Origin of the sequence: Streptomyces sp. CB00455 (assembly GCF_001905445.1) — a bacterium.
In the GTDB taxonomy this organism is placed as follows: domain Bacteria; phylum Actinomycetota; class Actinomycetes; order Streptomycetales; family Streptomycetaceae; genus Streptomyces.
In genome coordinates, this window is record NZ_LIVQ01000002.1 from 426,726 (window position 1) to 441,512 (window position 14,787).

At 74.3% G+C, this 14,787-nt stretch carries 7 protein-coding genes; 1 reads left to right on the plus strand and 6 read right to left on the minus strand.

Annotated elements, in window-relative coordinates; genetic code table 11:
* Nucleotides 1–250 precede the first annotated feature (250 nt).
* Nucleotides 251–4,180 (plus strand): multifunctional oxoglutarate decarboxylase/oxoglutarate dehydrogenase thiamine pyrophosphate-binding subunit/dihydrolipoyllysine-residue succinyltransferase subunit, encoded by a 3,930-nt coding sequence (locus tag AMK16_RS09345; protein ID WP_073913493.1) that lies wholly within the window; start codon nucleotides 251–253, stop codon nucleotides 4,178–4,180.
* 186 nt (nucleotides 4,181–4,366) lie between these two features.
* Here the strand turns inward: AMK16_RS09345 and fxsT are convergent, their stop codons facing one another.
* The 6 genes from fxsT to AMK16_RS09375 all read right to left on the minus strand — a co-directional run bounded on the left by fxsT (nucleotide 4,367) and on the right by AMK16_RS09375 (nucleotide 14,786).
* Nucleotides 4,367–7,381, minus strand: a complete 3,015-nt coding sequence (gene fxsT, locus AMK16_RS09350) for an FxSxx-COOH system tetratricopeptide repeat protein (protein WP_073911637.1) — start codon at nucleotides 7,379–7,381, stop codon at nucleotides 4,367–4,369.
* A gap of 64 nt (nucleotides 7,382–7,445) precedes the next feature.
* Nucleotides 7,446–8,702: an HEXXH motif domain-containing protein gene (locus AMK16_RS09355; RefSeq protein ID WP_079191422.1), complete on the minus strand. Its 1,257-nt coding sequence runs from the start codon at nucleotides 8,700–8,702 to the stop codon at nucleotides 7,446–7,448.
* A complete protein-coding gene (locus AMK16_RS09360; protein WP_079191423.1) occupies nucleotides 8,699–10,021 on the minus strand; it encodes an FxsB family cyclophane-forming radical SAM/SPASM peptide maturase in 1,323 nt (440 codons plus the stop codon). The genes AMK16_RS09355 and AMK16_RS09360 overlap by 4 nt, the downstream gene beginning before the upstream one ends.
* Nucleotides 10,022–10,106: 85 nt before the next feature.
* Complete coding sequence (gene fxsA / locus AMK16_RS09365; RefSeq protein ID WP_073911640.1) at nucleotides 10,107–10,301, minus strand: FxSxx-COOH cyclophane-containing RiPP peptide; 195 nt, start codon at nucleotides 10,299–10,301, stop codon at nucleotides 10,107–10,109.
* A gap of 90 nt (nucleotides 10,302–10,391) precedes the next feature.
* Complete coding sequence (locus tag AMK16_RS09370; RefSeq protein WP_073911643.1) at nucleotides 10,392–13,760, minus strand: SAV_2336 N-terminal domain-related protein; 3,369 nt, start codon at nucleotides 13,758–13,760, stop codon at nucleotides 10,392–10,394.
* Nucleotides 13,761–13,766: 6 nt separating this feature from the next.
* The gene (locus AMK16_RS09375) at nucleotides 13,767–14,786 is read right to left on the minus strand and encodes an AAA family ATPase (RefSeq protein ID WP_073911645.1); all 1,020 of its coding nucleotides are present in this window, start codon (nucleotides 14,784–14,786) and stop codon (nucleotides 13,767–13,769) included.
* Between the last annotated feature and the right edge of the window lies 1 nt (nucleotide 14,787).

A 14,787-nucleotide genomic window follows, 5' to 3' on the forward strand; every position in this document is an offset into this window, starting at 1 on the left:
CGAGCGGGAAGGACATGATCTCGGCCACACGTACCCGAGGTCCGTCAGGGGTGCGAAGCCAAGGGGGCCGCAACCTCGGTGCCCCCTACCCGAACCACACGTGTTTCCCGCCATTCCGGGTGGTGAAACCCGCCGTTCGATGTGACCTGCGTGACGGATGTCCCGCCCGGTCTGCATCTGGTGGTCCAGGAGGCGTAGCCTTTATTCCCGCTGTCCATACCTTGTGAAGCGGAAGAGGGCGGTTGCCGCCGTGTCGCCACAGTCCCCCAGTAATCCGAGCACCACGACCGAAGCAGCAGAGGGCGGGAAGACCCCTGCCTCAGGCTTCGGCGCCAACGAGTGGCTCGTCGACGAGATCTATCAGCAGTACCTCCAGGACCCGAACTCGGTCGACCGGGCCTGGTGGGACTTCTTCGCCGACTACAAGCCGGGCGGCGCCGTCGCTCCGGTGAAGGCCGACGAGCCGAAGAAGTCCCCCTCGACGGACGGCGCCTCCGCACAGGCCGCCACCGCCGTCGCCCGGGCCCCGCAGGCCGCCGGCGCCGCCGCCACGGGGGCGGCGGGTGCCGGCACGAGCCCCGGCTCGCCCGCGGCCGCCGCAGCCGCGCCCGCTGCCGGCGCCGCCCCGACCGCTCCGCCCGTGTCAGCTCCTGCCCCTGCTCCTGCCACCCCCTCTGGTGCCCCTGCTGTGACTGTCACCTCCCAGGCCCCGGCCGCGCCCGCCTCCCCGGCCCCGGCCGCCGCGCCCTCCTCCGCAGCTGCCAAGGCCGCGCCCGCCACCGAGGCCCCCGCGGGCCCCGAGCTGGTGACGCTCCGCGGGCCGGCCGCTGCCGTCGCCAAGAACATGAACGCTTCCCTCGAGGTCCCGACGGCCACGTCCGTCCGCGCCGTCCCGGTGAAGCTCCTGTTCGACAACCGCATCGTCATCAACAACCACCTGAAGCGCGCCCGGGGCGGGAAGATCTCCTTCACCCACCTCATCGGCTACGCGATGGTGCAGGCGATCAAGGCCATGCCGGCCATGAACCACTCCTTCGCGGAGAAGGACGGCAAGCCGACCCTGGTCAAGCCGGAGCACATCAACTTCGGTCTCGCGATCGACCTGGTGAAGCCCAACGGCGACCGCCAGCTCGTCGTCGCCGGCATCAAGAAGGCCGAGACGCTCAACTTCTTCGAGTTCTGGCAGGCCTACGAGGACATCGTCCGCCGGGCCCGCATCGGCAAGCTGACGATGGACGACTTCACCGGCGTCACCGTCTCGCTGACCAACCCCGGCGGCCTGGGCACCGTGCACTCCGTGCCGCGCCTGATGCCCGGACAGTCGGTCATCATGGGCGTCGGCTCCATGGACTACCCCGCCGAGTTCCAGGGCACCTCGCAGGACACCCTGAACAAGCTGGGCATCTCCAAGGTCATGACCCTGACCTCGACCTACGACCACCGGGTCATCCAGGGCGCGGCCTCCGGCGAGTTCCTGCGCATCGTCGCGAACCTGCTGCTCGGCGAGAACGGCTTCTACGACGACGTCTTCGAGGCGCTGCGCATCCCGTACGAGCCGGTGCGCTGGCTCCGGGACATCGACGCCTCGCACGACGACGACGTCACGAAGGCCGCCCGCGTCTTCGAGCTGATCCACTCCTACCGGGTCCGCGGCCACGTCATGGCCGACACCGACCCGCTGGAGTACAAGCAGCGCAAGCACCCCGACCTCGACATCACCGAGCACGGCCTCACCCTGTGGGACCTGGAGCGCGAGTTCGCGGTCGGCGGCTTCTCCGGCAAGTCGATGATGAAGCTCCGCGACATCCTCGGCGTGCTGCGCGACTCCTACTGCCGCACCACCGGCGTCGAGTTCATGCACATCCAGGACCCGAAGCAGCGCCGCTGGATCCAGGACCGCATCGAGCGCCCGCACTCCAAGCCGGAGCGCGAGGAGCAGCTGCGGATCCTGCGCCGCCTGAACGCGGCCGAGGCCTTCGAGACGTTCCTGCAGACGAAGTACGTCGGCCAGAAGCGCTTCTCCCTGGAGGGCGGCGAGTCCGTCATCCCGCTGCTCGACGCCGTCATCGACTCGGCCGCCGAGGCCCGCCTCGAAGAGGTCGTCATCGGGATGGCCCACCGCGGCCGCCTGAACGTGCTCGCGAACATCGTCGGCAAGTCGTACGCGCAGATCTTCCGCGAGTTCGAGGGCAACCTCGACCCGAAGTCGATGCACGGCTCCGGCGACGTCAAGTACCACCTGGGCGCCGAGGGCACCTTCACGGGCCTGGACGGCGAGCAGATCAAGGTCTCGCTCGTCGCGAACCCCTCGCACCTGGAGGCCGTGGACCCGGTCCTGGAGGGTGTCGCCCGCGCCAAGCAGGACGTCATCAACAAGGGCGGCACGGACTTCACCGTGCTGCCGCTGGCCCTGCACGGCGACGCGGCCTTCGCGGGCCAGGGCGTGGTCGCCGAGACGCTCAACATGTCGCAGCTGCGCGGCTACCGCACCGGCGGCACCGTGCACGTGGTCATCAACAACCAGGTCGGCTTCACCGCCGCCCCGGAGTCCTCGCGTTCGTCGATGTACGCGACCGACGTGGCCCGCATGATCGAGGCGCCGATCTTCCACGTGAACGGCGACGACCCGGAGGCCGTGGTCCGCGTCGCGCGGCTCGCCTTCGAGTTCCGCCAGGCGTTCAACAAGGACGTGGTCATCGACCTCATCTGCTACCGCCGCCGCGGCCACAACGAGTCCGACAACCCGGCGTTCACCCAGCCGCTGATGTACGACCTGATCGACAAGAAGCGCTCGGTGCGCAAGCTGTACACCGAGTCCCTCATCGGTCGCGGCGACATCACGCTGGAAGAGGCCGAGCAGGCGCTGCAGGACTTCCAGGGCCAGCTGGAGAAGGTCTTCGCGGAGGTCCGCGAGGCCGCCACGCAGCCCGTGGGCGCCCCCGTGCCGGCCGCGCAGACCGCCCAGGTGTTCCCGGTCGAGGTCGACACGGCCGTCTCCCAGGAGGTCGTCAAGCGGATCGCCGAGTCCCAGGTCAACATCCCGGACCACGTGACCGTCCACCCGCGTCTGCTGCCGCAGTTGCAGCGCCGCGCGGCGATGATCGACGAGGGCACCATCGACTGGGGCATGGGCGAGACCCTGGCCTTCGGCTCGCTGCTGATGGAGGGCACCCCGGTCCGGCTGTCCGGCCAGGACTCCCGCCGCGGCACCTTCGGCCAGCGCCACGCGGTCCTCATCGACCGGGAGACCGGCGAGGACCACACCCCGCTGCAGTACCTGTCGGAGGACCAGGCCCGCTTCAACGTCTACGACTCGCTGCTCTCGGAGTACGCGGCCATGGGCTTCGAGTACGGCTACTCGCTGGCCCGCCCGGACGCGCTGGTGCTGTGGGAGGCGCAGTTCGGCGACTTCGTCAACGGCGCGCAGACGATCCTGGACGAGTTCATCTCCTCGGCCGAGCAGAAGTGGGGCCAGACCTCCGGCGTCACGCTGCTGCTGCCGCACGGCTACGAGGGCCAGGGCCCGGACCACAGCTCCGCGCGTCCCGAGCGCTTCCTCCAGATGTGCGCGCAGGACAACATGACGGTCGCGATGCCGACCCTGCCGTCGAACTACTTCCACCTGCTGCGCTGGCAGGTCCACAACCCGCACCACAAGCCGCTGATCGTCTTCACGCCGAAGTCGATGCTGCGTCTGAAGGCCGCGGCGTCGAAGGCGGAGGAGTTCACGAACGGTTCGTTCCGGCCGGTCATCGGGGACACGCGCGTGTCCTCCGGTTCGGGTGACGCGAACGCGGTCCGCAAGGTCGTCTTCTGCGCCGGCAAGGTCTACTACGACCTGGAGGCCGAGCGCGAGAAGCGCGGCATCACGGACACCGCGATCATCCGCATCGAGCGGCTGTACCCGCTGCCGGGTGCGGAACTCCAGGCGGAGATCGCCAAGTTCCCGAACGCGGCGAAGTACATCTGGGCGCAGGAGGAGCCGGCGAACCAGGGTGCGTGGCCGTTCATCGCGCTGAACCTGATCGACCACCTCGACCTGGCGGTCGGCGCGGACGTCCCCGCGGGTGAGCGGCTGCGCCGTATCTCGCGGCCGCACGGCTCGTCCCCGGCTGTGGGCTCCGCGAAGCGGCACCAGGCGGAGCAGCAGCAGCTGCTGAACGAGGTCTTCGAGGCCTAGTCACAGCGCCGCCCGGCACCCGCAAGGCCCGTTCCCCCAGTGGGACCGGGCCTTGCGGCCGTCCGGGCCCCCCGCGTGTCGGCAGAGCCGGCGTCGGCCCCGGGCGGGATCGGTTCGTGCCCGGGGAGGCGGCTCGGCAGGAACCCGGCTCGGCAGTGGGCCGGGGACCGTCACGACCGGGGGCCGTCACGGCTGGGGTTCGAAGTCCCAGTACGGCCGGGTGCGTTGTTTGGCCGAGACCGTGTGGACGTGCTGCGGGCCGAGGACTCGCGTCAGCGCCTTGATGCCGGCGTCCTCGTGCTTGCCGGCCTCCGCGTCCTCCCGTACCGACCGGAGGTCGGACGCCAGCGCGATCTGGGCGCTCAGCGTCATCGGGTGGTCCGGTCCCAGCACCTGCTCGGCGGTCCGCAGCGTCTCCCGGCTCAGTTCCAGCGCGTCCTCGCGGCGGCCGGTGATGTTGCGGTGCCCGGTGGCGTTGAGGGCGCAGCCCAGCGTCCAGGGGTGCCGGTCGCCGAGCGCCCCCCTCATGCCGACCAGCGCCTGCTCGGCCAGGCTCAGGGCCTCCGCCCGTTCGCCCTGCGCCCGCAGGACCAGGCCCAGGTTGCCGACCGTGCCGATGCTGTACGGGTGGGCGAGGCCCAGCTGCGACTGGTAGCCGCGGACCACGTCCTCGGAGATCCGGCGGGCCTCGCCGATGTCCCCGTACTCGCGGAGGTAGGTCGCGTAGTCGGAGGCGACCATCAGCGTCCACGGGTAGTCGATGCCGAAGACCCGTGTCGCCCGCTCCCACACGGTCCGCAGCCGCAGCCCCGCGCCGGGGATGTCCCCGGAACGGCGCAGGCACATCCCGAGGTTGTGCTCGGCGCGCAGGGTCTGGGGGTGGCCCAGGCCCAGCACCTGGGTGTTGAGCTTGACCCCCTGTTCCTGCCGGGTCTGCGCCTCGCGGTAGCGGCCCATCAGCCGCAGCCCCATGGCGCAGGCGATGCCGGAGGACAGGGTGGAGATGTGGTGGGCCTTCAGGACCCGCTCGCGCCGGCGCAGGGTGTCCAGGTCGAGGTCGTAGGCGTCCTGGTAGCGGCCCAGCAACCGGTAGGTGGCGGCGAGGTTGTTCTGGGCGCCCAGCGTGGTGGAGTCGTCCTCGCCGAGCAGCTCGCGGTAGGTGGCCAGGCAGTGCTCGAAGATCTCGCGGGCGGGCTCGAACTTGGCGATGCACAGCAGGACTCCCCCGTAGGCGCTGCTGGCCCGCAAGGTCTCCAGGTCGCGTTCGCCGCGCTCGCCCGTGAGCCGGTCGGCGACCGCCTTGGTGAGGGTCTCGGCGCGGCGGAAGAGGCCGAGGTTGCGCAGGGCTCCGCCGTACTGGTAGCTGAGCTCGCGGACCTTGGGGTGGTCCTCGCCGAGCATCGCGCGCCAGGACTGGTCGGTCTCCTCACACAGCCTCAGGCAGGTGCGGTACTCCCCGGCGAGGATCAGGTAGCGCAGGCAGTGCAGCAGGAAGTTCTGGATGCGCGGGTTGCTGCTGGTCAGCACGCCGGCGGTGGACAGGTGCGGGATGAGTTCGGCGTAGCGGGGCCACAGCCGGGAGTCGGAGGGGCGGCCGGGGTCGGCGGCGGCGAGGACCTGGCGGACGGCGCGGGCGAGCGGTTCGGCCTCGTCCTCGGCGAGGTTGTCGCGGACGATGCCGTGGACCATGCGGTGCAGCTGTACGGTCTCCAGCCCGCCGCCGCCCTCCTCGACGGGCAGGTCGGAGTACTCCAGGCGGACGACGGAGAACTGGACGAGCTTGTTGAGGGCCGCGTTCCAGCGGATCTGGTCGTTGATGAGCCCGGCGAGCTGTTCGGGGGCGTCGTCGACGGGGAATTCGCGCAGCAGCCGCAGCGGGACGGGGCCGGGTGCGAAGAAGACGAAGAGCCGCAGCAGGGCGAGGGCGTCGGGGAAGTTCTCGCGGACGTTGTTGAGGAGTATGGCCAGGGCCGTGGGGAAGGGCAGCGGGTAGTCGTCGGAGACGGTGACGGCTTCGCGGGAGTCCAGTCGCCGCTGGAGCAGGTCGAGGTAGTCGCCGACGGTCAGCGGGGAGTCCGCGAGCCAGCCGGCGGTCTGGTCGAGGGCGAGCGGGTAGTCCTCCAGGGCCTCGGCGAGCTGGTCGGCCTCCTCGCCCGTGAGCCGGCGTGCCCGGCGGCGGATGAAGGTGATGGACTCGGGCCGGGCGTAGAGCGGGACCTGCACGAGGCTGGTGTGGCGGGAGGCCCATTCGCGGTTGCGGGAGGTGATGATGACGTCGCCCGCGCCCGAGGGGAGCAGGTCGGTGAGGTCGTCGGGGTTGTCGCAGCCGTCGAAGACCAGCAGCCAGCGCCCGTACGGGGAGCCGCGCCGCAGCGCTTCCAGGACGGCCCGGATCTGCTCGCCGTAGCTTCCGGCGCCGCGCGGCAGGCCGAGGGCGGGGGCGAGGTCGGCGAGGCGTTCGCGCAGCGTGGGCCGGTCCTCGGCGGGGACCCACCAGACGATGTCGTACTCGGAGGCGAAGCGGTAGGCGTACTCGGTGGCGACCTGTGTCTTGCCGACTCCGGACAGGCCGTGCAGGGTGACGGTGGAGGCGCCGGCCGGGGCTTCGGTCAGGGCTTCCCGCAGCCGTCCGATGATGTCGTTGCGGCCGGTGAAGCGCGGGTTGCGGCGGGGGACGCGGCCCCAGATCTCGGGCGGGTCGTTGGGGAAGCGGGGGCCGCGGCGGCCGGTCTCGGTGCCGACCCGGTCGGTGGGCAGCTCCAGTCGGCGCAGCACCCGGTACTCCGCCTCGTAGGCGTCCAGGCCCCACAGGTCGGTCTTCTCCAGGACGGCGACGGCGCTGGGCAGGGGGGCGTCGGTGAGGCAGACCGCCGCGAAGCGGTCGGGGTGGTCGTCGGTGACGGCGCGCAGGGCGGTGTTCCACTCCTCGTCGGTGTGGGTGCCGGCGGAGAAGTAGCGCTCGCTGAGGACGAGCAGGACCCTGCTGCCGGAGCGGGCGAGGTCGTCGAGGGCCTGGGCGAGGCCGGGGCTGTTCTGCGGGTCCCAGCGCTGGAGGGCGACGCGGTGGCCGTGTTCCTCCAGGCGGTGGGCGATCCACACGGCCCAGGGGCGGTTGAATCCCGCGAAGCTGATGACGAAGCGCTGCGGCTGGTGCGGCGGCTGGGCCGCACCGCTGGAGTCCTGCCGGCTAACGGTGGTCATGCGGCCGTCTCCCTGGAATCCGGGCGGTGGACGGGGTTGAAAAGGTACCGCAGCGAACGCCCCGTCAGCCGTGTGTGAACGGTGCGAGTTCGGGGTGTGCCTCGCACCAGGCGCGGCGTTCGCGGTCGACGGCCCGGCGGGCCGTGGCGTGCTGGTCCGCGGGGGGCGGGAGTTCGTCCATGGCGTGCTCGGCGGCTCCCATCGCGTCGGTGAACTCCCTTCCCGCGGGGGTCAGTCGCTCGTGGGCGCGCAGGACCGGCAGGACGGCGGCCACCTGGGCCCGGACCCGTGCGTGCTGGGCCCAGGCGCCCCGGGCCCCGTAGAGGGCGGCGCGCTGCCAGTACCCGGCGAGCGCGAGGTGGGCGTAGGCGCCGTGCAGCAGTCCCTCCAGCGGGCGGGGGTCGCTGCGCCAGGGGGCCCAGTAGCGAGGGGTGCGGTCGGCGGTGTGGAGGGTCAGGACGTCGGCGAGCGCGGTCAGCTTGCCGTGCTGGACCTCGTGGACGAGGGTGGCGGCCAGGGCGGGCGGGGCCTGGGCGCGGGCCAGTACGGAGCCGGCGGCCGCGGGCAGGGTGGCGCCGCTGGAGCGGGAGCCTCCGGCCAGGGGTACGACGGAGCGCAGCAGTTGGACGGTCTCCCCGGCGCGGGCGGTGTCGTAGCGCTGGAGCAGGGTGAGGGCGCCGGACCACTGGGTGTCCCAGCGCTTGTGTCCCTTGGGGGTGAGGCGTCGGGCGGGCCGGACGGGGGCGGGCTGGGCCGGGCCGGGGGCCCGGTAGGGGTCGAGGTCGTCGAGGGCGGTGCGGCCGCCGGGCAGGGCGTGCAGGGGCAGGGCGGCCGGGTCGTCGGGGTCCCAGGAGCGTTGGGTGAGGGTGAGGGGTCCGGAGCGGTCCGGGCGCAGCAGGCCGAGGGTGGGCAGGACGAGCCGGCCGTGCTGGGGCCGCAGGATGTGGGTGAAGGCGATGCCGGCGCGCAGGGCGGCGGCGACGGCGAGGGCCCCGAGGTGTCCGAGGTCCGGCGGGGGTCCGTACGGGGCGTGCAGGCGGCGCAGGGTCTCCTCGGCCCAGACGCCGGTGGCGGGATAGTGCAGGACGTCGCGGACGGCCGCCGGGTCGTGCCGTTCGGCTGCCTCCAGCAGGGCCCAGTGTTCGGCGGCCTCCGCGGCCCGGGTGGCGGGGGCGGCGTCGAGGACTGCGCGGAGCAGGACCAGCCGTTTGGAGCGGCGTACGTCGCGCACCAGGCGGGTGCCTTCGGTGGAGGGCTCGGTGGAGGCGAGGGCGCGCAGGGTGCGGGAGGAGACGCTGAAGGCGGCGAGGGTGACGGTCATGAGGCGACCGCCGGGCGGTGCGCTGCGTCGGCGGGGGCGGCCCGGGCCGGGGCCGGCGGGCCGGTGGCGGCCGCCCGCTGGAGGGCGGCGGCGATGTGGCGGATCAGGACCTGGATGTCCGCGCAGTACACGGACGGGTGCCGGAAGCCGGCGCCGTCACGGTAGCGGTGCGGGTAGTGCCCGCCGCCGCACACCTCCACCAGCTCGCAGGTGCGGCAGCCGGCGGCGAGCGCGTCCCGCCCGAGCTGGCGGGCGGCGAGACCGGGGTGGTCGAGGAGCTCGTCGAAGCTGTGGGTGGCGAGGGCCATCCCGGTGGCGGCGGCGCCCTCGTAGGCGGACTTGAGCGAGTCGGCCTGTTCGATGGTGCCGTCCGTCTCGATGACGGCGGTGGCGGCGGGCGCCAGCCCGAGGGTCTCGGTGGCGGCGGGCAGGCCGAGCAGGAGGGCGATGACCTCTTCGAAGGTCCGGATCCTGGTGCGCCGCTCCCCCGCGTGCCACCAGCGGTCGAAGACGGCCAGGAGCCAGTCGGCGTACGGGGTCCGGCCGGGGTGGTGGCCGGGCGGCGGGGAACTCCAGTTGGCGAGCGGCAGCAGCAGTGCGACGCTGGGCGGCCCGAAGGCCAGCAGCGACTCGTAGGTCTCCACCGGGTCCTGGGCGAGGTCGACGACGCAGAGCACCCCGGCGTAGCTGTCCGGATGGCGTGCCAGGAGCCGCAGCCCCCGGGTGGCGGCGCCGAAGCCGGGCCGCCCGGCGTGGTCCACGCGCCGGGCGTTGTGCGCGGGCAGCCCGCCGTCGAGGCTGACGCCGACGCGGATCTGGGCGGCGGCCAGCGCGGCGAGCCGGCCGCGGGTGAGGAGGGTGCCGTTGGTCTGGACGGTGGCGGTCACCCGGGTACGGGGCGCGGTGCGCGCCAGTGCGGCCCGGACGGCGTCGACGGGCGCGGCGAGGCGGGCGGGCGCGGTGAGCAGCGGTTCGCCGCCGTGCAGCACGAGGTCCACGCGGGACAGGCCGTGGGCGGCGGCGTGCTCGGCGATCCGCTCGGCGGCGAGGGCGGCGGTGGCCGCGGTCATGGCGGCGGGCTGGCCGCGCCAGCCCTGGTCGGCCATCTCGTAGACGTAGCAGTAGGTGCAGGCGAGGTTGCAGCGGCTGCGCGTCTTGAGGACGAACTGCCGTATGGGGTGCGGCCGGTGTCCGGCGGCGCGCAGTGCGGGCACGTCGAGGCGGGTGTGGGGCCAGGGCGCGTGGCGGGCGTGCGCCGCGTGGACGGACTGCTCGGGGTGCGCGGGCAGCACGGGGTCGCTCGTGTGCGTGTGCCTCATCGCCTTACCTCCCGCTGCGGACGGTCCATCCCTGCCCTTCGGACGGTCCCGGCTAACGGCGGAAAACGGTCAATGAGCCCGTGCCTCAGGTGACTCCGGAGTCGAAGGCGTTGAGGATCTCGGCCGGGTGGGTCACCCGCTCGACCATGCCCTCGATCACCTGGGCCAGTACGGGATGGTCGATCCGGCGCAGTGCCGCGAGGTCCAGGCCGGAGAGGTCCGGCAGCCGCCCCGGGCAGGCGGGGACCCTCGCCGCCGCTTCCTGATGTGTGGTCACCATGGGCTGCCTGTCCCCCTGTTGAGTCGTGTGCGGGATGGTCCACTGCCTTTTCCCCCCCGGCCGGTGCGCGGAAACAGCCCGGTACCGGTGTCAGGGCCCCGGGTCCAGGGCCCGTACCCGTGCGCGTACGGCCTCCGCCCTGCCCCCGGCGTCCGGGCCGAGCCGCGTCCACAGCTCCAGTGCGGAGCGGTAGGCGTCCAGGGCGGCCCGCGGCCTGGCCAGGCGTTCCAGTACCTCGCCGCGCAGCTCCTGGAGGCGGGCGGCCAGCTGGACGGCGGTGCCGGCGGCCTCCCGCTCCTCGTGGTCGGCCTCCAGGGCGGCCCGCCAGGCCCGCCGGTAGGAGTCCGCGGCCCGGTCCAGGCGGTCGGGTGCCCGGTTGTGGCCGTGGATCTCCTGCTGGACGTCTCCGTGGTCTCGCCAGGCGCGGGCCCGCTCCAGCGGGCTGCGGCTGTGCCGGACGGCGAGTTCCAGCAGGTATTCCGCCTCCCGCAGGTCGACCGGATCGCCCTCGTAGGTGTGCCGCAGCCGCAGCCCGGTGGCGAGCCTCATCAGCCGGTGCGCCGACCCGGGGTCGGACTGCGGCACCGCCGCCCGGCTCTCGCGCAGGACGCGCACGGCCGTACCGGTGAACCGCCGCCCGTCGGCGGCCCGTGCCCGCTCCAGCAGGGCGTCGCCCCATTCGGGCAGCAGCTGGGCGTGGGCGTCCCCGTCCCGGGGGATCAGCCGGCGGGCCCGGCCGTAGGCCCCGGCGGCGTCCTCCAGGGCCACCGGGTCGCCGTCGCGGGCGTGGCGGGCCCGGTGCACCCGGCCGAGGCAGACGAGGGCGGCCACGCGCAGTTCGGGGTCCCCGTCGGAGGGGGTCAGGACCGCGTCCAGTTCCCGGGCCGCCTCCTCCAGCCGGTCCGGCAGGTACCGCAGGGCGTCGGCCAGGTCCACGCGGGCCCGCGCGCGGGCCCGGCCGGCCGCCGCCTCCGCGGCCGCCTGCGTGTCCGTGTCCGTGTCCGTGTCCGTGTCCGTGTCGGGCAGGGGGACGGGTACGGCCAGGCGGGCGGCGGCCTGTTCGGCCAGCGCCGTGCGCTCGGCCGCATCGGCCGTGTACGGCAGCAGGGCGAGCAGGACCCGCCCCAGGGCCCGCTGGAGCACGGGGTGCCCCGGCTCGGCGGCGTGGGGGCGTCCCCCGGACCCGCGGCCGGGGTCGCCGACGGGCTGCGGCCCACGGCCGGGACCACCGGCGGGCTCCGGACCACCGGCGGGCTCCGGACCACCGACGGCCTCCGGACCACGGCCGGGGCCCGCCGGGCGGCCGGGGCCGCCTGCCGGGGGCGGGCCGGTGAGGGGTTCCAGGGCCGCACGCGCTTCGCGCAGCGCGCCCGGGTCCCGGCGCAGTGCGCTCAGCCTGATCAGGGTCTCGGCCCGGCGCACCGCGCAGTCCCGCCGCAGCTCGGGGCCGGCCGCGGCGCCCGCCGCCGCGAACTCCCGGTCCGCCGCGGCCAGCAGCTCCCCGTCGGGCTCCCCGAGGAGCGCCCGTTCGTACAGCACCCGGCCGAGGAGGGCCCGCGCCCGCGCCGTCCCCAGCCCGGTCACGGCCCGCTCCGCCTCGGCGAGGAGTTCCGGGTCCCGCTGGACGTCCCACAGCCGCAGCAGCGCCCCCGCCAGTTCGCCCTCGGCCTCCTCCGGCGGGTCGCCGGGCCCCGCCGGGGCTGCCACGGCCCGCCGCAGGACCGCCACCGCCTCGTGGAGCGCCCGCGCGTCCCCGTCGGCGAGCCGGTCCCGGGCCGCGCGCAGCGCCGCGGCCCGGGAGGGTCCCGCGGGCACGGCGGGCTCGCTCGGCGCCGGGTCCTCCTCGGGGAGCCCCGGCAGGTAGCGCCGTACGACCTTGGCCGAGACCTGCGCGAAGGCCTGCGGGAGCCGCCCGGCGGGGGGCCGCTCGGCGTCCGGCGGCGGCCCCGGGGCGGCAGTTGCCGAGGGGGCTCCGGTCAGCTGCGAGACGGCGAGGGCGGGGAAGTTGCGCACGCCCCGGCCGAAGTGGGCCAGTACGTACTCCGAGCAGTGCTTGAGGACCAGCGCGGCCTCGTCCCGGCCGAGCGGCCCCAGCAGGACGTCCTGGACACCGGGGACGAACTCGTACCACTGCCCGGGGGCCTCGGCGCTGCGCCGCAGCAGCCCGCTGAGCAGTACCTCCGCCAGGTCGGAGGGCTCGGAGTCCGGCAGCATCGTGCGCTGCACCAGCCGCATGACGGGCAGGGTCAGCGGGGCCGCCGACAGGTAGACCGCCAGCTGGACGGCGCGGGGCGCGGCCGAGGAGCGGAAGCGCGCCACCAGGTCGCGGGGCGGCCGCACGGCACGCGGCGGCGGCAGCGGCGCGGCCGGATGGTCGGCCAGGACCCGGCCGACCTCGGCCGGAACCGGGCCGGTGCCGAGGCCGGCGACGAGCCGGGCCCACGCTCCGAGGGCGGTGGCGCTCGGCGGCAGCACGGGCACGGTCAGCCCCCGCCGGGCGCCGGGCGGCGCCGGGCGGTCCGGCCGGAACCGCAGCCGCACCCCGCCGCCGCCGTCCTCGACGCGGCAGAGCGTGCCGCGCTCGGTCGGCAGCCAGCTGCGGCCCCACAGGCGCTGCGGCAGCGGCTGGACGACCACGCAGGGGGTGCACTCGGCCCACCGGTGCAGCAGCCGCTGGGCGGTGCCCTCGCGCCACAGGGGTCCGGCGCAGTCGGAGACCAGCATGGTCAGGGCGCGGCCGGTGGGATCGCGCAGCTGGTCCCCCGAGCGCAGGCCGGTGGAGGGCAGCGGGCCCCGCCCGAGCGCCGCCGTCCCGTCGGGGAGCCGGTGCAGGTAGTGCACCTGGACGTCCCGGAAGGCGCCGAGTCGTTCGCAGACGGAGCGCAGTTCCTCGAACATGTCCTGCCACACGGCCATCGAGGGCGAGGCGTCCATCACCAGCCGCACGGTGGCCTCGCGCCGGCTCTCGGCCCGGAGCACCGGGATGACCAGCCCGAGGGCGCGGGCGCTGGCTTCGGCGGTGGCCTCCTCGTCGAGCGCCGTCCGTACCGGCGGGGCGGGTGCGCGGTGGCGTTGCAGGACGCGCAGGGCCCGCTGTATGTCGAGGATGCGCGGGAGCGCCGCCGCGGCCGGCACCCGGACGGGTAGGGCCCGCTCGCCGGGTGCCTCGCCGGGTGCGTCCGTCTCCTGATCGGCCGGGCGGTGGCCTCCCGGCGGGTAGAGCCGGACCGGGTCCTCCAGGACCGCGGCCGCCCGCGCGGGCTCCACCGGCGACCTGACCGGATCTTTGACTTCCGCTTCCGGTACGGGCGCCTGCGCGTCCGCGGCCGGCGGCCCGGGCCGGCGGATGCGCCCGGCCAGCCACAGGGCGTCGGCAAGCTCTTCGGCGGACGGGTCGAGCCCGACGCCGCGCAGCAGCGCGGCGAATTCACGGATGCCGGGCGGTCCGGCGGGCGGCACGGCCCGTCACCTCGGGCGGTCGAGCCGCTGGATGAGCAGGTCCGCGAGGTCCTCCCGGGTGGGCGGGGCGGCGTAGTGGGTCAGGTAGACGGCGTTGAGCAGCTGGTCGGCCGCGACGAGTTCCGACTGGGAGCGGCTGAGGAATTCGCGTATCAGATCGGCCCCGAGCCGGGCGGCCTCCTCGCCGAGGTGGGCCCGGACCATGGTGGCCAGCCGCTTCTCGCCGGGCTGGCCCAGCTTGAGCTGGATGCAGCGGCGCAGCAGGGCCGCGGGAAAGTCCCGCTCGCCGTTGCTGGTCAGGATGATGAAGGGGAACTCCCGGCAGCGCACCCGGCCGCCCTGGACGCTCACCTTCGTCCCGTCGTCGGTGAGCACCTGCACCTCGGGCTCGGTGTCGGCCACCCGTTCCAGTTCCGGGAGGGCGAACTCGCCTTCCTCCAGCACGTTCAGCAGGTCGTTGGGCAGGTCGATGTCGCTCTTGTCGAGCTCGTCGATGAGCAGGACCCGGGGCCGGGCGGTCGGCAGCAGCGCGGTGCCCAGCGGTCCGAGCCGGATGTACTTGCCGATGCCGGGAGCCCCGCCCGGGGCGCCGCCGCTCGCCGCGATCTGCACGTCCTGGAGCCGGGCGAGGGCGTCGTAGCGGTAGAGCCCGTCCTGCAGGACCGTGCGCGAGACCACCGGCCAGCGCAGCACCCGGCCCAGTTTCAGCTCGTGGGCGACGGCGTGCGCGAGGGTGGACTTGCCCGTACCGGGGAAGCCGGTCACCAGCAGTGGCCGCCGCAGGTACAGGGCGGCGTTGATGGCCTCCAGCTCCTCGGGCTCGGGCCGGTGCAGCTCGGCGGCCTGCCGGTGCGCTCCGAGCCGCCGGGCGATGTTGCCGTCGGCCGCGCCCGCCGCTGCGGCCTGGCCGCCCGCCTCGCCCACGGGGCCGCCGTCGAAGTCCCGCCACGGCGGCGGGTCGGGCAGGGCGTCGATCCCGTCGTGGGGCTCCCCCACGCCGCGGTAGATGAGCCATTCGTCGTTCATC

What these genes read in the sequence shown, in the direction of transcription:
- fxsT (WP_073911637.1), bottom strand. Translation starts at nt 7,381, where the DNA reads ATGACCACCGTTAGCCGGCAGGACTCCAGCGGTGCGGCCCAGCCGCCG.
- AMK16_RS09355 (WP_079191422.1), bottom strand. Translation starts at nt 8,702, where the DNA reads ATGACCGTCACCCTCGCCGCCTTCAGCGTCTCCTCCCGCACCCTGCGC.
- AMK16_RS09360 (WP_079191423.1), bottom strand. Translation starts at nt 10,021, where the DNA reads ATGAGGCACACGCACACGAGCGACCCCGTGCTGCCCGCGCACCCCGAG.
- fxsA (WP_073911640.1), bottom strand. Translation starts at nt 10,301, where the DNA reads ATGGTGACCACACATCAGGAAGCGGCGGCGAGGGTCCCCGCCTGCCCG.
- AMK16_RS09375 (WP_073911645.1), bottom strand. Translation starts at nt 14,786, where the DNA reads ATGAACGACGAATGGCTCATCTACCGCGGCGTGGGGGAGCCCCACGAC.